Annotated in this window: 14 protein-coding genes; 6 read left to right on the forward strand and 8 right to left on the reverse strand. The window is 73.1% G+C overall.

The genetic code is table 11. The features are described 5' to 3' along the window. Nucleotides 1–2 precede the first annotated feature (2 nt). Nucleotides 3–782, reverse strand: a complete 780-nt coding sequence (locus NQZ70_RS05810) for an FMN-dependent NADH-azoreductase (RefSeq protein ID WP_129573327.1) — start codon at nucleotides 780–782, stop codon at nucleotides 3–5. A 287-nt stretch (nucleotides 783–1,069) separates the two neighbouring features. Here NQZ70_RS05810 and gcvA point away from each other — a divergent pair, with 287 nt between their 5' ends. Next, entirely contained in the window at nucleotides 1,070–1,972 is a 903-nt protein-coding gene (gene gcvA, locus NQZ70_RS05815; protein ID WP_129573328.1) for a transcriptional regulator GcvA, read from the forward strand. Between the two features lie 30 nt (nucleotides 1,973–2,002). Here gcvA and NQZ70_RS05820 read toward each other — a convergent pair whose 3' ends face one another. Then, nucleotides 2,003–3,439 carry a M48 family metallopeptidase gene (locus NQZ70_RS05820; RefSeq protein WP_129573329.1) on the reverse strand — a complete coding sequence of 479 codons (1,437 nt, stop codon included), beginning with the start codon at nucleotides 3,437–3,439 and terminating at the stop codon, nucleotides 2,003–2,005. Beyond that, nucleotides 3,427–5,592: a hypothetical protein gene (locus NQZ70_RS05825; RefSeq protein ID WP_129573330.1), complete on the reverse strand. Its 2,166-nt coding sequence runs from the start codon at nucleotides 5,590–5,592 to the stop codon at nucleotides 3,427–3,429. Before NQZ70_RS05825 ends, NQZ70_RS05820 begins: the two co-directional genes overlap by 13 nt. Nucleotides 5,593–6,061: 469 nt before the next feature. Here NQZ70_RS05825 and NQZ70_RS05830 point away from each other — a divergent pair, with 469 nt between their 5' ends. Beyond that, on the forward strand, nucleotides 6,062–6,571 hold the full coding sequence (locus NQZ70_RS05830; RefSeq protein ID WP_129573331.1) for a chemotaxis protein CheX: 510 nt from the start codon (nucleotides 6,062–6,064) through the stop codon (nucleotides 6,569–6,571). Between the two features lie 196 nt (nucleotides 6,572–6,767). Here NQZ70_RS05830 and NQZ70_RS05835 read toward each other — a convergent pair whose 3' ends face one another. Genes NQZ70_RS05835 through NQZ70_RS05845 form a run of 3 tightly spaced genes read right to left on the reverse strand, consistent with a single transcriptional unit; the run spans nucleotide 6,768 to nucleotide 9,211 of the window. Continuing rightward, nucleotides 6,768–7,196: a hypothetical protein gene (locus tag NQZ70_RS05835; RefSeq protein WP_165373698.1), complete on the reverse strand. Its 429-nt coding sequence runs from the start codon at nucleotides 7,194–7,196 to the stop codon at nucleotides 6,768–6,770. Between the two features lie 23 nt (nucleotides 7,197–7,219). Beyond that, nucleotides 7,220–7,675, reverse strand: a complete 456-nt coding sequence (locus tag NQZ70_RS05840) for a hypothetical protein (RefSeq protein ID WP_129573333.1) — start codon at nucleotides 7,673–7,675, stop codon at nucleotides 7,220–7,222. 18 nt (nucleotides 7,676–7,693) lie between these two features. Next, on the reverse strand, nucleotides 7,694–9,211 hold the full coding sequence (locus NQZ70_RS05845) for a hypothetical protein (protein ID WP_207217758.1): 1,518 nt from the start codon (nucleotides 9,209–9,211) through the stop codon (nucleotides 7,694–7,696). 460 nt (nucleotides 9,212–9,671) lie between these two features. On the opposite strand from NQZ70_RS05845, the gene NQZ70_RS05850 reads away from it, so the two are divergent. From NQZ70_RS05850 to NQZ70_RS05860, 3 genes are read left to right on the forward strand one after another with little or no spacing between them, the layout of a single operon-like run. After that, nucleotides 9,672–12,464, forward strand: a complete 2,793-nt coding sequence (locus NQZ70_RS05850; protein ID WP_129573334.1) for a nitrate- and nitrite sensing domain-containing protein — start codon at nucleotides 9,672–9,674, stop codon at nucleotides 12,462–12,464. A 40-nt stretch (nucleotides 12,465–12,504) separates the two neighbouring features. Beyond that, nucleotides 12,505–13,041, forward strand: a complete 537-nt coding sequence (locus tag NQZ70_RS05855) for a chemotaxis protein CheX (RefSeq protein ID WP_129573335.1) — start codon at nucleotides 12,505–12,507, stop codon at nucleotides 13,039–13,041. Between the two features lie 30 nt (nucleotides 13,042–13,071). Beyond that, nucleotides 13,072–13,449: a response regulator gene (locus NQZ70_RS05860; protein ID WP_129573336.1), complete on the forward strand. Its 378-nt coding sequence runs from the start codon at nucleotides 13,072–13,074 to the stop codon at nucleotides 13,447–13,449. Nucleotides 13,450–13,722: 273 nt separating this feature from the next. On the opposite strand, the gene NQZ70_RS53260 is transcribed toward NQZ70_RS05860, so the two are convergent. Then, on the reverse strand, nucleotides 13,723–13,917 hold the full coding sequence (locus NQZ70_RS53260; RefSeq protein ID WP_165373804.1) for a carotenoid oxygenase family protein: 195 nt from the start codon (nucleotides 13,915–13,917) through the stop codon (nucleotides 13,723–13,725). On the opposite strand from NQZ70_RS53260, the gene NQZ70_RS05865 reads away from it, so the two are divergent. Then, nucleotides 13,879–14,334, forward strand: a complete 456-nt coding sequence (locus NQZ70_RS05865) for a hypothetical protein (RefSeq protein ID WP_165373699.1) — start codon at nucleotides 13,879–13,881, stop codon at nucleotides 14,332–14,334. The genes NQZ70_RS53260 and NQZ70_RS05865 overlap by 39 nt on opposite strands. Nucleotides 14,335–14,496: 162 nt before the next feature. Here the strand turns inward: NQZ70_RS05865 and NQZ70_RS05870 are convergent, their stop codons facing one another. After that, complete coding sequence (locus NQZ70_RS05870) at nucleotides 14,497–16,176, reverse strand: hypothetical protein (RefSeq protein WP_129573337.1); 1,680 nt, start codon at nucleotides 16,174–16,176, stop codon at nucleotides 14,497–14,499. Between the last annotated feature and the right edge of the window lie 24 nt (nucleotides 16,177–16,200).

Consider the following 16,200-nt stretch of genomic DNA (forward strand, 5'->3'; position numbering starts at 1 on the left):
GTTCAGGGAATCCTGGAACTTTCTCCGGTGTCAACCTCCTTGTGGACCCCGCCGCGCGCGGGCGCGTGAGCAAGATCTCGACGGGCGGGCGACGATCCGGCCGCCGCTCGGCGCGCGGCCAGCAGGCGGTCGACGAGGGCATCCACCTCGAGCTCTGCTCTCGCGATCGACGCCGTGAGCCGCTCGTCGGCGAACTCGTCGTACTCGATCGCCACGGACTCGACGTCGGTAATTCCGATGTAGCCGAACGCGGTCCGGATGCTCGGCTCGACGTGGTTCATGGCCTCGATCCGTCCGCCCTTAGCGTATCCGTGGTCGCCGCGGGACGTCAGGATCACGAGCGTCTTCCCGTGCCCGTCGAGGAGCGGCCAGTACGGCTCGCCCGGCCGCGAGCGGTCGAAGCCGAACGTGCGCCCCACGCGGACGATGTTGTCGATATAGGCCTTGAACTGCGCGGGCACGTTGAAGTTGTACATCGGCACGCCGGCCACGACGATGTCGGCGGCGATGAGCTCGTCGACGAGCGCGTCGCTCTCCGCGAGCGCCTGCCTCATCCAGGGCTCGCGCCGGTCGGGCCTCGTGAACGCGGCCTGGATCCAGCGGCCCGTCACGGGCGAGGGCGGGCTCTGCCCAACGTCCCGGTAAAGGATCTCGTCGCCTGGACGCGCCGCGCGCCAGCGCGCGACGAAGCGGGCGGTGAGGCGCCGGGTGTGAGAGCCGTGGCGGACCGTGCCCGAGCTGCCCGGACGAGCGCTCGAGTCGATGTGCAGTATCGTGGACATGGCGTGTCTCCTGAGCGGGGCGGGGGCGCCCCCACGAGCCTGGGCCTCGATCGCTCCGCTGCGCGCGCCCGGCGATCCCTCCCGGCGCGCGGGGCGCCGCCCGCGGCCGAGCGGGGTCGATCCGAGATGAGCGCGATTCATCTACCGAGGCGCCGCGGCGGCGCTTGTCGCTCTGCTCCTGGGCCCGTGGTGGGCGCGTTCACGCGGATAATATGGGGCGCCGCGGGCGGATGACCAACGAGTAATTCTCAGCTGATAGATGAGATTGAATCAGCTATCTCACCCCCATGCGAAGGCTCCCACCGCTCACGGCGCTCCGCGCCTTCGAGGCCGCCGCGCGCCACCTCAGCTTCAAGCGGGCCGCCCGGGAGCTCGGGGTGACGCCGACCGCGATCAGCCACCAGGTCCGGCTGCTCGAGGAGACCCTCGGCGTCCGGCTGTTCGAGCGCCACGCGCGGCAGGTCGTGGCCACGCGCGAGGCGCAGCGCCTCTATCCGGTGCTCCGCGACGGGTTCGACGCGTTCGCGAGGGCGATCGACGAGCTGACCGCCCGCCGCGCGCGCCGCGGGATCACCCTGTCGGCCACGACCGCGTTCACCGCCAAGTGGCTCGTGCCCCGCGTCGCGGCCTTCCGCGAGGCGTGCCCCGGGCTCGACCTGCGGCTCCACGCGTCGGACGAGCCCGTCGACCTCGCCGCGGGCGAGGCCGACGCGGCGATCCGGTACGGGCGAGGCCCGTACCCCGGGCTCGCCGCCGAGGCGCTGATCGCCGATCGCTTCGCGCCCGTCTGCAGCCCCGGGCTCGCCGTCCGCCGCCCGGAGGACCTGCGCCGCGCGCCGCTGCTCCACTTCGAGTGGCGGCGCGTCGAGCGCGACACGCCGACGTGGCGCCTGTGGCTCGAGCGCGCCGGCCTCTCCGGCGTCCGCGACGACGGCGGCACCACGTTCTCCGACGAGGCCCACGCGATCCAGGCGGCGATCGCCGGTCAGGGCGTCGCGCTCCTCAGCCTGGTCCTCGTCGCCGACGACCTGAAGAGCGGCGCCCTCGTGCAGCCGTTCGGCCCGGCGCTCGACGGCTATCGCTACCATTTCGTGCACCTCCCGGGCGCGGCGGCGCGCGAGGAGATCGCGGCGCTCCGGGGCTGGCTCGCCGCGGCCACGGCCGGGGAGCGGCCGCGACCGAAGCGGTGAGCCGGGCGCTCCTCTGCGCTGGCGCCGGGGCTACGGCACCCCCGCCTCGGCGCAGCGCGCGCGCCACGCGCCGGCGTCGAGCTTGCCGTCGAGCAGGCGCCGCACCACGAGGAACGGCTCCAGCGCCTGCTCGCCGCGGCGCGCGCGGACGGGCGCGCCGGGCAGGCCGTCGAGCTCGAAGCCGAGCTCCGCCAGCGCGACGGCGAGCCAGACGCTGAACAGGCCCGTCACCCGGCGGCGCTCGGCGGCCGGCGAGAGCAGCGCCAGGCCCACCCGCGTGCGCTCCGCCCAGGCGTCGATCTGCGCCAGCGCCTCGGGCAGCTGGCTCGGGCGAAGCTCGCGGAAATGCTCGCGGTGCGCCTCGAGCTGCTGGCGCCAGCGCGGCAGCCACACCTCGCGCGTGACGTCCGCCCACGCGATGCGCGGCAGGGGCCGCGACGGGTCGACGAGCAGCGACCGCAGGACGGCCTCCTCGGCCGCGGCGACGTCGTCGAGGAGGTCGAGGCAGTGCGCGCCCGGCTCCGGCCCGCCGGCCTCGGCGCCGAGCGCGGCGAGCCGCTCCGACAGCGACGGGTGCGTGTCGTAGACCGACGACGCCTCGCCCGCCCGCTCGGCCCGCCGCTCGGCCAGGGCGCCCTGCTCCGCGGTCACGGCGCCCTCGAACCACCGGAAGCCCTCGAGCAGCGGAGGGGAGCGCCCGGCGGAGACCACGGGCAGCACCTCCATCTCGAGGTAGGCGCTCCAGAGCGGCCCCTTCTCGTGCGTGATCCGGAGCGCGCGCGCGGTGGGCCCGCGCCCGGCGATCCGCGCGGCCACCGCGTCGGCCTCGAGCTCCTGCGCGCGCGAGATCCCCGAGCTCGAGCGGACGAACAGCTCGGCGTACGCGACGAACGGCAGGTGCAGCCAGAAGCTCGAGCCGTCGAGGTGGTCGAGGGCGCCGCCGATGGTGCGCCGCGTCCTGTGCACCCAGGGGCCGAGCGCGAGGTCGCCCGAGACGTGGTGCCCGAACTCGTGCGCGATCACCGACTCGAGCTCGCTCCGGCTCAGCCAGGCGAGCAGCGGGAGCCCGGCGCCCACCACCGTGCGGCTCCGGAGCCACGCCTCGCGCCGCACCGCGGTGAAGGCGTTGGCGTCGTGGAAGAGGTGGATGTCGGCCGGGGTGGCGTGGCCGGCGCGCGCGGCGACGTCGCGGATCAGCGACTGGAGGCGCGGGTGCCGGCCCTCGCCGAGCGGGACGCCCGGATCGTGGGCGCGCGGCCTCCGCGGGACCAGGCCCCAGGCGACCCAGAGCGCGCCGGCGCCGCAGAGGAAGCCGGACGGCTCGATGCCGTCGCCGTACTCGGATTGCGCGTACGGCACCCACAAGAGCCCGAGCGCGATCCCGGCGGCGAGCAGGTAGAAGCCCACCGCCATGCCGAGCAGCCACGCGGCGCGGTGCGCCAGGCCGCGCGGCCTCACCGCGGCCACGACTCCATCGCGACGCTGACGGCGCCGTGCAGGGCGTCCTCGCGCCGCGCCAGCGCGAGGAGCGACTGCCGCTCCTCGGCGGCGAGGGCGCGGTGCCGGGCCCGGCCGAAGTGGAGGGCGGCGCGCACCGCGTCCGGCAGATCGTCGATCTCGGAGAAGCGGGTCCCGTCGCGCACGTACTCGACGAGCCCGCGCGTGAGCACGCGCCCGAGCGGCGAGCGCTGCTCCAGCTTCGCGAGCGCGGCCCCCGCGCCCTCCGCGTGGACGGCCTCGGCCATGAGCAGCGCCCAGACGGGCAGGGACAGGTGGTGGAAGACGGCCGCCTCGGCGCCGGTCAGGCGCGCGACGGCCGCGCGCGGGTCGGAGCGCGACAGCACCGTGAGCTCGAGGGCGTCGCGCAGGGCCGGGTCGCTCACCCGGGCGAGCTCGGGCGCGCTCACCTCGAGCCCCGCGTCGACGCGCGCCCGGAGGCGCAGCAGCGCCGTCTCCTCGTCGCCCTTCCCGCGGAGCGGATCGAGCGCGCGCTCGACCGAGGTCTTCGGATCGAGCTGGGCGAGGAGCAGGGCCTGCTCGGCGAGCTCGCGGCGCTCGAGCGGGCTCTCCTGGCTGGCAGCGAGGGCCGCGGCGACGAGGCTCCGCGCCCGCTCGACCTGCCCGAGCCCGACGGCGGCGGTCACCTCGAGCGCGACGCTGTCGTCGGCGAGGGCGCGATCGACGCCGCGCAGCTTCTCCAGGGTGTCGAGGGCGAGCTGATGTTTCCCGTCGTGCCCCGCCTGGTACGCCAGCGTGCGCAGCAGGTAGGGGTGGTCCGGGAAGCGCTCCAGCATGCCGGCGAGGACCTCGTCCGCGGCCGGCCCGGAGAGCAGCCGCACGTAGAGGTACGCGGCGTCCGCCGAGCCCGGGTCGCCCTCGTGGCGGCCCTTGTACTCGTCGATGAGCTCCTGGCGGCGCCCGACCATGGTCATCACCTTCTGGTACTGGCGGTGATGCTCGATGGACTCCGGGTGGGCGCGCCGCGCCCGGTCCGCGAAGGCGGCGGCGCCCTGCTCGTCCTCGGCGTTCATCAGGAGCCCGACCGCCCGCTCCGAGGCCGGGACGTCGTAGCCGGTGTGCTCCGCGTAGCGCGCCGCGAGCTCGGCGCCGAGCGCCGCTTTCCCCGCGCCGACGAGCGCGAAGGCGCAGCCGCCCGGCTCCACGGGCGCCAGGGTCACGAGCGTGCGCGAGACGAACGCCTGCCCCTTGGGCATGCTGAGCTGCTCGGGCGGCGTCTCGAAGACGAAGTCGACGTCGTCCACGATCACGGCCGATTGCCCGCAGAAGAGGGTAGGGGCCGCGTCGTCGCTCGAGCTCGCGTTGCGATCGGCCGTGTACCGCACCTCCAGCTGGTAGATGGGCGCGAGCCCGAGCACGTTCCACGCGACGACGTCGGTGCCGCGCGGGACGTCGAGCTCGCCCTCCTCGATCGTCCGGCCCTGGGCGGTGACCTTGACGGGCCGCCGCCCGACGCGGCCCTCGAGCCGCTCCAGGCCTCGCGCCGGCACCTGGATGGAAGCGTCGCCGACGCTCACCTCGACGGGGTAGGGGAGCGCGTTCGCGACCCGGACGGTGGTATAGCGGGCGGCGGCGAGGGCGTTCCAGGCGCCGAGCGCGACGACCGTGGTGATCCCGAGCGCCACCGCGCGCTGCCAGAGGTAGAGCGCCGGGCCGAGCGGCGCGCGCCCGATGAACCGCCACGAGCGCGCCTCTGCGCCGTTCGCGACCAGGTAGCTCCCGAGCGGATAGAGCGGGACGAAGAGGAAGACGAAGAACAGCGTCTTGATGTACGTGCCGTCCTCCGGGTCGCGGTCGGACTCGCCGTAGACCGTGGCACCGACGCCGTTCATCGTCATGAGCCAGGGGCTCCTCCGCATGGGCTCGAGGAACAGCCGCCGGCGCGCGAGGAGGGCGTCGAGCAGCGCGCGCAGCTGGGCGCCCGCGGCGCCGGGCCGCGGCAGGAGGCGCTCGCGCCACCGCATCCAGAAGAGCCGCCGGTAGACGGCGTGCGGGCGACCCTGCTCGATCGCCCGGCGCACGCCGGGGTTCATCTTCGCCAGATCCGCGAGCTCTGGCACCCGCTCGAGGAGCCCGGCGGGGTCCCGATCCACGCCACCCATGAGCGACGACGTTACTGTGCGCTCCACTCCACTGGGAAGGGGCGCGCAGGAGCGCGTCGCCGCGGGGGGCGCCGCGCCTCAGGCCCAGTGTTGGCGCGCTGCGTCTCGGCGGCCGCGCGTGAAATTTCCGCGCAATCTGGCATGGGCATGCGCATGCCCACAACAGGCGTCGATGTCGATCGACGTGGGTGCACGTGTCGCGGCGTGCTCGCGCATCTCGTTTGAGAACATCATTGCTCCATATGGGATAGATGAGCTACGCTGTGCGTTTATCATGGGGCATCGGCGCGGCATCCCGAGCGATGGGCAGTCCGAGGCGTGGCCTGGGCCTAGCATCCATGAACGCCCGAGCACCGATCGCCGCGCCCCGAGCTCCTCGCAGCGGCCTCCGCCGTCCTCGTCGGGGCGTCCCGGCCCGCCCAGCGAGCCGTCGCCTTCGCCGTCGTCCCGGCCGCCTGCGTCGCGCAAGGTGCGGACGATCGATGTCCTCGTTCAGGGCGCGACCGTGGAGCTCTTTCACTTTTACGGCGTCGCCATCGCGCCGGCGGATACGGGGGATAGCCGCGAGGAGGTGCGCCTTCACACCGATCCCGCGAGCACGGTCGAGTTCTCGGCGCGCGGCTTCTCCGGTTTCCTGGCCCTGTCCGCGAACCAGGGTGTGTTTCGCGCCATGACGGGGGTGCCGCCGATGGTCGACGGCGTCGGCGACTGGATGCGGGAGGTGGCCAATCAGCTCATGGGGAAGGTGAAGAGCCGCCTCGCCCGGTTCCAGATCGCGCTTCAAGCCGAGCTGCCGCAGCTGCGCCACCCGAGCGACGTGGAGCGCCGGGGCCGGAGCTGCAAGCAGCAGTGCTGTTATTCCTTCAGGACATTGAAGGGCGAGGTGCTCGTCACGTTGAGCGGCGATTTCGACGAGAGCTCCCTGGTGTTCTCGAACGCGTCCCCGCTCCCCCTCGACGGCAAAGTCATCCTCTTCTGAGCGGCGGTCGCCCGCTTCGGATACGGGCCCACCTCGGCGTTTTCGGTGCTCAGCGTGCTGGAGCACGCTTGCGCGCCGAAAACGCCGATCTGGGCCCGTCTCCTGTGCGGGCGACCGCCGCTCGGCGGCGCGTGTGCCGGAGACGGGCACGGAGACGAGAGACGGTGTGCCAGGCCCAGTGGAAAACCGCTCTAGCCTAGGGGCCTCCGCCGCCGGCGGTGCCCATCGCGCCACCCTCACCGCCGCTGCCGCCGGTGCCCGCGGCGCCGCCACCGCCGCCACCGGTACCCGTGGCGCCGCCGTCACCGCCGCTGCCGCCGGAGCCCGTGGCGCCGCCGTCACCGCCGCTGCCGCCGGAGCCCGTGGCGCCGCCGTCACCGCCGCTGCCGCCGGTGCCCGTCGCGCCGCCGCCGCCGCTCCCCGTGCCGGTGGTGCTGCCGCTGGCCGTGGTGGGAGGGAAGGGCGGGAGAGGGTCATAGCAGACGTTCCACATGACGAACTGGCCCGGATCGCAGGGGTTGGAATCCCAGCACCCCACCAGCAGCGCCGCGCACGCGACGACGAGCGCATGGGCCAAGGCCCCGCGGCGGCTGGGCAGCAACAGGCAAGACGGCTGGATGTCCATCGTTCGTTCCTCTCTCGACCGGCTCACGGCGGCACCACCTGTCCGTCGCGAATGCGCGCGATCACCTTGACGGTGGGGTTGAGATCGCTGGCGGCGACGTACCCGATGCCGCCCGCCTCCTCGCCCACCGCGCGGAGGACGGCGCTCGCCGTCGGCACCTTGCGCGGCGGCCGCTCGCCGCCGCGGATCTTCCGATCGATCCAGTAGCGGGCGACACCCTCGGGATCGAGCCCCAGCACCGCCATGTCGAAGCGCTGCCGCAGCGGAGAGTCCTCGGGGAGGTTCACGGGCACCGCCGACTTGCCGTACCACTCCGTGCGCGTCGTCTGAAAGATCGGGCGGAGCGTGTCGCGTCCCGCCGCCCGCACGGGGTTGGCCTGGTTGACGACGACGACGATCTCATCCGCGTCGGCGAAGGACGAGGCCGACGGGGTCATGCCGAGCAGGGCCAGGAGGAGCAGAAGGGATAAACGCTTCATGATTGCGTTGAACCTCTCTCAGAAGGCCAGAATCAGACGAGCGAGCGCGGCCGTTGTGCGGAAGTCCTCCGGGGCCGGGATCGCCGGCGCCGTGCTCTCCTGCTCGCGCAGGACGGTCATGATCGTGCGCAGCACCTGGGTCCGAAGCGTGACGTCCGGGGTGATGTAGAAGTTCAGACCGCCGCCGACCTGGAACATGGTGTCGTGCCCCAGGAAAGGCGCGTGCAGCATAGCGCCGATGACGAACGGCTCCATGTTCAGGAAATCCAGCCGGTGCGCCGCCACGGCGTACGTGGAGGTCTTCCAGGCGTCCGGCGCGTAGGACCCGAACCCCCCCTGGCGCTTCCCTTCGTCGTAGACCACGCGGACGACCGCCGCCTCCGCGCGCACGCGCGTCTTCCCGATGTCGAGCGAGACGTCTCCGGCACCGGTGTACTCCTGGAACGACCACGTCGAATGGATGTCCGGATTGGGGTCGGTGATCTTGTAATCGACGACCCAGTCGCGGGCGTGGCTCGCGATGAACGACGCCCCGAGCTTCAACGTCAGCTTGCCGGGGTCCTCGAAGCTGGCGTGCAGGCGGCCGCCGAACCCGCGGTTGTCGTCGAAGGCGAACGGCGCGTTCTCGTTGCGCCCGTTGCTCACGTATGCGTTGTACCCGAGCTCCCACGGGCCCGCGAACGCGCTACCGTAGATCATCAACCCGGTCTGCCGCGTGGGGAACAGGCGCGAGGTGATGAAATACGGGATGGCGGCGGTGATGAGCACCGGGCTCCCATGGTCGACGTTGTAGATGCCGATAGGGGTGAAGAACTGCCCGACGCGCACCTTGAAGAGGTTGAAGCGCGTCCAGTCGATGTGGGCGCGCTCGATCGACACCAGCCCGCCATACAAGGTCGGCGAGCCGAGCGCGATCGACGTCGAGTCGAAGGTCCCGTACTCCTGCGTGGTCATCCGGTACGCAACGTCGGGCGGCAGCGGCGTCGTCACCGGGACCGGGGCGCCGCCGGGCGCGGTCGTGAACCGCAGCTCCCCGAGGAAGCGAAAGTGATCGCTCGGCTGCGCGTCGAGGTAGAGGTTCAAATTCCCAACGACGAAGTTCAGGGCGTTGGCCTGCGGGAGGGCGGCTGCGAGGCCCGAGTTCTCCGGAGCCCACGTGCGCTGGACGCCGACGTCGATGAACCCGTAGAGCTGGAGTAGCTCTCTGCCCTCGTCCTGCGCCGGCGCGACCTGCGCGTCCTCGATCGCCGCGAGGCGCTTCTCGAGGTCCGCCGAGCGCTTCTCCGCCGCCTCGAGCCGCGCGAGGATGGAAGCCTCTCCGGCCGCGGCGGGCGCATCGGCGGGCGCAGGCGCATCGGCGGGCGCAGGCGCGGCGGCGGGCGCAGGCGCATCGGCGGGCGCAGGCGCGGCGGCGGGCGCAGGCGGAGCGGCGGGCGCAGGCGGAGCGGCGGCCGCAGAGGGCGCAGGCGCAGCGGGCTGCGGGGCGACGCCGGCGGCAGGGCTCTGCGCGTGCGCGAGAGATGCCGTGACAAGCACTCCTGCGATCGCAGCGCTCGAAGCGCGCGCGAGGCGCTCTGCTCGCGCTCGCCGCTGTGAACTCCGACCCATGATCATTGCTCTCTCCCTGTTCGAAGAGCTTCCATTGCGGTACAGGCGCGGCGCCGCGCGCGCTCTTGCGGACTCGCGACCTTCGCGCGTAGCATACACAGCGTCGATGCCGGGTGGGGCAACAACGCGATCCGCCCGGGCCTGCGGACCACGGCCAGTGAAACGTCGCAACAAGAAAGAGCCTGAATCAGGAAGACGCACATGGTGCGCGAAGGCGCGCCGATGACGGCCGCGTCCGCGCGCCTCTCCCGTCGCCTGTCAGCGTCAATCGTTCCGGGGCCGAAGGTGAGGACACGGCGCGCGATTTCATGCGTCCTCGCGGGGCGTCTCGCTGTAGAGAGGGCGAGCCGTCGTCGCGCCCGAGGGGCCGCGCCGGGGGAGCGGGGGCATGCCTACCTTGCGTAAGGCGTCGATTCGTCTGAAGCTGTGGTCGCTCGCTGGCGTGCCCGTCGTCGGCGCCCTGCTGCTCGCGGCGATGATCGTGTGGGACGCGCGGCAGCAGGCCGCGAGGGCGGCGGCGATCGGCTCGATCGAGGACCTCGCGCAGCTCTCGTCGATCATGGCGCAGCCGCTGCACGCGCTCCAGAAGGAGCGGGCGTGGACCGCGCTGGTCGAGGGGCTGGAGATCCGGCCTCCGGACGCGCGGGACGCCGAGGCCGCGCGGGGCGCCGCGCGGCCGTTCCAGCGCGCCGTGGCGCTCGCCCGCGCGAGCGCCCAGCTCGAGACCGCGCGGGCGGCGACCGACGAGAGCCTCGCCCACCTCGACGCGTTCCTGGCCGAGCGCGATCTCTCCCGGCTGCCGTCCCGGCTCGCGCGCGACCTCGCCGACGCGCGCGCCCACGTCGGCGAGCTCGGCGCGTTCCGGCGCCAGGCCGACGCGAAGCCGGTGCCGCTCGACAGCGCGCTGAAGATCTTCGGCGGCATCAACGCGAGCCTGATCCGGGCCAACGCCGGGCTCTCCGAGCTGAGCGACGAGGGCGAGCTCCTGCGGAGGATCCAGTCGATCGTCGCCGTGCACGAGCTCGCCGAGCGCGCCAGCCGCCAGCACGCGCTGCTCGCCCACGCCTTCGCGTCGACGCAGTTCGAGCCGGGCGCCTTCAAGACGCTCGTGACCCTGATGACGGAGGAGCAGCTCTATCGCGAGGTGTTCCTGGCCAACGCGTCGGAGCCGGCGCGGGCGCTCTACGACGCCGCCCGCGGCGATCCGCGCGTGCGGCGCGCCGACGAGCTGCGCGCCGCGGCGATCGCGTCGACGGACGAGGACCTGGCCGTCGACCACGACGCGTGGTTCGACGCGCAGCAAGGGCGCCTCGACCGGCTCGCCGCGATCGAGCACGAGGCGATCGCCGGCATGCGGAACGCCGCCTCGGCCAAGGTCGCGGACACGCGGAGGACGGTGCTCAACGGCATCGCGGTCTCCGGGGTCGTGCTGCTCGTGTCGGGCGCGCTCGCGCTCGTGCTCGTGCGGGGGCTGTCCCGGTCGCTCGAGGTCCTCGGCGAGGCCGCGGCCCACGTCCGGCGGACGCGCGACTACACGACGCGCGCCAGCAAGACCGCCGACGACGAGTTCGGGGCGCTCACCGACGCCTTCAACGAGATGCTGGCGGGCATCCAGGCGCGCGACGAGGCCCTGGAGAGCCACCGACAGAACCTCGAGGCCACCGTCGCCCAGCGGACCTGCGAGCTCGAGGAGCGCAACCGGGAGATGCGCCTCGTGCTCGACAACGTCGATCAGGCCCTCGTGACGATCCACCGCGACGGCACGATGGAGCCCGCGCGCTCCGCCGCCTTCGAGCGCCTCTTCGGCGTGCCGGCGCACGACGAGCACTTCGCCGATCGCGTCGCCGGCCACGACCCCCGGGCCCGCGCGCTGCTCGAGATGGGGTGGGAGGCCGCGCGCGACGACTTCCTCCCGCTCGAGGTGGTCCTCGATCAGCTGCCGAAGGTCCTGCACCGCGAGGGGCGCCACCTCACGCTCGGCTTCAAGCCGATCCTGTCCCATGAGGGCCAGTTCAGCGGCGCGCTGATGGTGATCACGGACGTCACGGCCACGATGGACTCCCTGCGGGAGTCCGAGCGGCAGCGCGAGTACATCCAGGTGTTCGAGCGCGCCGTGAAGGACCGGCTCGGGCTCCTCGGGTTCGTGAGTGACACGACCAAGCTCGTCGACGCGGTGAGCTCGCGGAGCATCGCCGAGGTGGACCACGTGATGCGCCTCGTGCACACGATCAAGGGGAACGCCGGGCTCTGGGACGTGACGAGCGTGGCGAAGGTGGCGCACGAGATCGAGAGCTTCGTCGTCGAGGAGCGCTCGCTGCCGCCCGACGAGCAGATCGACGCGCTGAAGGACGCGTGGTCCGCGTTCGTCGCGCGGGTCGGCGGCCTGCTCGCCGGGGCGGCGCAGACCTCGCGCGTCGACGTCGACGACGAGGAGATCGAGGCCCTGCTCGCGATGGTGCAGGAGCGCCGCGACCACGCCGATCTCGAGCGGGCCATCGCGGCCCTCCGCGACGAGCGGACGGAGGTGCGGTTCAACCGGATGAAGGACCAGGCCGAGACGCTCGCGCGGAAGCTCGGCAAGCCGAGGCCCGACGTGCGCATCGACGCGGGCGGCGTGCGGCTCCCCGCGCCGCGCTTCGCCGCGATGTGGCAGGCGCTCGGGCACGTCGTGCGCAACGTGATGGACCACGGGATCGAGCGGCCGGAGGCGCGCGAGGCGGCCGGCAAGCCGCCGCGCGGCGCGCTCACGCTCCGCTCGCGCGCGACGGCGGACGAGGTCCTCATCGAGGTGGGCGACGACGGCGCCGGCATCGACTGGGAGCGCGTGCGCGAGAAGGCCGGGGCGGTCGGGCTGCCGAACGCCACGCGGCGGGATCTCGAGGCCGCGCTGTTCTCTCCCGGCTTCACCACCGCCGAGCAGGTCACGGACGTCTCCGGCCGCGGCGTCGGCCTCGGCGTCGCGCTCCACGAGTGCCGGCGGCTCGGCGGCGGCGTGGAGATCGAGACGGAGCGCGGCCAGGGGACGACGTTCCGCTTCCGGTTCCCCCGGGAGCTCGGGGAGGCGGCCGGCGCGCCGCTGCCGCCGTCGAGCCGGCGCGTCGCGCCCCTCGCCGGCCCTTCGCGCGGACCGAGCCCGGGCCCTTCGCCGAGCGCGGGCCACCCGGATCGGGTGTCGCGATGAGCGCATCGACCATGGACAGCGACAGATCGAGGAGAGCGCAATGAACTCGGAGAGCTGGCACCGCATCTATGACGAGCTTGCGGCGTCGTGCGTCCACCTGTTTCGCGACAACGGCGTCGAGCTCCGGCTCCTGGAGCACCAGGACTCGGAGGCGACGCCGGGCAACGCGGTGGTCTCGTTCATCGGCTTCACGGGCGATCACCTCCGCGGGAGCTTGACGATCGTCGCCCCCGTGGCGCTCATCACCCGCTGCCACCCGCTGCGAGAGCGGCGCCAGCTCGACGAGGACATGGTGTGCGACTGGGCGAGCGAGCTCGCGAACCAGCTCCTCGGGCGGGTGAAGAACCGGCTGCGCCACCTCGGGCTCATCATCGTGCTCTCGACGCCGAGCGCCGCGATCGGCGAGCACCTGCGCGCCCGGGAGGAGCAGAGCGAGGGCTTCCGGCGGCTCCTCTTCGACGCGGGGACCGACCGGCTCGCCGTGCTGTTCGACGCGATGGCCCCCGACACGGCGCTGGAGCTCGAGGAGGTCGACATGCCCGATCCGCAGCGCGAGGGCGAAGTGCTGCTGTTCTGAGCCGCGGGCCGCGTTAAGGAGATACGACAGATGGCCAAGAAAATTCTTCTCGTCGAGGATTCGAACACGGTCCGCCAGCAGGTCGGCATTCTCCTGTCCGGTGCGGGCTACAGCATCGTGGAGGCGGACAACGGCCGGGACGCGGTCGCGGCGGTCACCGCCCACAAGGGCGATCTGGCGATGATCATCGCCGACGTGAACATGCCCGTGATGAACGGCATCGAGATGCTGGAGAGCCTGCGGGACAAGGGCCTCGCGACCGGCGTGCCGATCCTCATGCTCACGACCGAGGGGCAGCCCGAGCTCATCGACAAGGCCCGCAAGGCCGGCGCGAAGGGCTGGATCATCAAGCCGTTCAAGCCGGACCTCCTGCTCGCCGCCGTGAAGAAGCTCGCCGGCGAGCCCTGACGCGCCGGTCGCGCCTCGGCGGCCGGCGAGACGCGCGCCGTCGGATATCGAGCGCGGCGTACTGGCGTTTCTTCTAGCGCGGTTTTGCTTGGGGTTGTTGCAGACGTACTTCGTGTCTCGTACTTCGTGTCTCGTACTTCGTGTCCCGTTCTTCGTGTCCCGTCTTCCGTGCTCGTGCGCGCGGACTCCGAGGAATCGTGCATGGCACGGCGACGGGAGACGGTGTATCAGTGCCGGCTGAGAACCGCTCTATTCTCGTCTCCGGGCGGCAATTTACCCGCCGTGCGCGGGCAGGAATACCCCGTGAAACGTCCGTGGCGAGGCGTGAGGCAGAAGCGCCCGCGCCAGCGGCCCTTCGCCGAGGCGCGCGGCGTCCCAGACATAGACAGCGCTCTTTCCGGCCTGCACATCGGTCACCAAGGCGAGGACGTGGCCCTCCCCCTCGGGCGCGCCGGGCGCGCGCGGCACGAAGATCGGCTCCGAGGGCCGCTCGTGAGGGTAGCGCGGGCCGGGCCGGCCCTGCCTTCCGCGCTGACCCGGAAGGCGCGCGCGCTCCTCGCCGCCCAGGACGAGGCGCGATCACGGCAGCAGGCGATGCTCTACGAGGCGCGGGCGCGGGGCGAGCTGCGGCCCATCGATTCCATCGTGACGGAGGTCGCCGGCCGGGCGATGGCCTACGGGCGCGCGCGCATGTTCCTCGACGGCCACCTGCCGCGCGAGGGGGCGATGGAGCTCACCGCGGCCGTCCTCGACGTGCGCGGCGGGGGCTCGCGCAGGCGCCGCCCGACGCGACTGCTGAGACCCGACCCGGGTTGGGCTCAGCGCGCTGAGGCGACCCGACCCGGGTTGAGGCGACCCGACCCGGGTTGCGCTGGCCAGGGGTGACCCGACGCGAACGCGATCCCGGCCTCCCTCATCACCGCCGTCCTCGATGAGGCACGGGGAGGGCTGGACCACGTCCGGCTGACGACGAGCGCGCGGGCGCTTGGCTCCGCGCTTGGCTCCGTCGCTGCGGACAACATTGCCTCGCCCTCCAGGCTATCTGTGTCACTGCCGTCCCAGGGCCGCCCGTCCTCCCTTTCGATAGGCATCGGCCAGCCGCTTCAGCAGCCCGAGATCCAGCTTGTACTCCGCTGCGATCTCCTTGGTGCTGCGCTCGCGGATGAGCACATGTCCGATCGCCTCCTCCAGCGTCTCCAGCTCCAGCGGCAGCTCCTCCGCCAGCGCCGGGGGCGTCGCGGGCGCGGACGGCGCGGCCGCTGGGGTCGCCAGGGCAGCCGGAGTCGCTGCCGGCTGGGCGACCGCGCCGCGGGCGAGCGGGAGGCGCGCCGCCGGATCACCGAGCAACACATAGCCGGCGAGATCCTGCCGCAACATCCACAGATGGCCGAGCCGGGCATTGTCGCGGGTGTGGGCGCCGAGCTGGGCCTCGCGATCGTACAGGCTGGTCAGCTCCAGGTTCGCCTGCTGGAACGCGCGGGTGAGCTCGCGGAACGCGACGCCGGCGCGGTCGCCGCGCAGGAGCGAGCGCAGCACCGCGACGAAGCGCGCGGGGCGGGCAACCGGGGACTTGCCGCCGTCGCGCTCCTCGAAGCTATAGGTCCAGGCCAGATCGATGTGCCCGACGAAGGCGAGCGGGCCGTCGGGGTTGGCGAGGGCGGTGCGGGGGAGGGCGGCGATGAACGGGGCGGCGCGCGGGAGCGCCTTGAGGACCGCGGTGGCCTCGCCGCCGAACTCGCCGGCCTGGCGCAGGCGCTCCAGCCAGTGGCGGTACGCGCTCGAGTCCGGGGTGCCGCCGCCGTAGCAGGCGAGCATGAACCACACGCCGCCGGGCAGGAACGGGCGCTCGCCAAGGTCGCGCCCGGCGAGGCGGCCCTCCTTGCCGAACATCATGGCGCCCTGGCCCTCGCGCTGCTCGGAGGCGCTCCGCCAGCCCTCGGCCGGCGCCCCCGCGCCGTGGCTCAACGTGAAGAGCACGCCGGGATCGGGGCTCGACACGGCGTCGAGCAGCTCCGACGGAGACGGGGCCCTCGGGCTGCCGAGCTCGAGGATCTCGCGCGCGGGGAACTGACCGGCGCCCTGGCGCCGGCGGGCGAGCTCGGTCCCCGGCGCGACGAGCGCCTTGTGGCCGAGCGCCGTCGCGGGCGTGCCGTCGTGGACCGTGTAGAAGAGCGAGCGGGCCTCGCGCGCGGCCGAGGGGTGGCGCTCGGCGCGGAGGAGCTTGTGGATGTACGCCTCGTAGCCGCGCGCGTCGGGAAAGGCGAGGCGGCCGACGTAGCCGTCGCCGCCCTGCACCTGTTGAATCGCGAGCGGCACCTCGTCGAGGTCGCCGAGGATGAGCTGGTAGCGGGGCAGGTCGACGGCGAGATCGGCGCCGCGATCGAAGACCTCCTTGCGCCAGCGGGAGGCGCCCGCCATGTCGAGCTTCGCGGGCGCGCGGAAGACCTTGATCTCGTGCCCGCCCTGGGCCTCCCGGCGCGCGTCGAGCAGCGGCCTCGCGATCTCGAGCAGCCGATCGCCGGCGGGGCCCTCCGGGGCGATCACGCCCCAGCGCTGGGCCTCGAGATCGCCGGGGTCGCCGCCCTCGTCCCAGAGGTACGCGGGGCCGGGCAGGTCCGCCGGCCGCTCGGCCGGGGCGGACGCCCCCTCGGGTAGACCCTGGGAGAGGACGGGCTCGCCGGTGTCGTGGTGCGACAGAAGCAGGTGGAGGTCGTGGGGGACGGGCATGATCGGGATCTTCTCCGCCGGGCG

It is taken from the genome of Sorangium sp. So ce836, assembly GCF_028553905.1.
Taxonomy (GTDB): Bacteria; Myxococcota_A; Polyangia; order Polyangiales; family Polyangiaceae; genus Sorangium; species Sorangium cellulosum_D.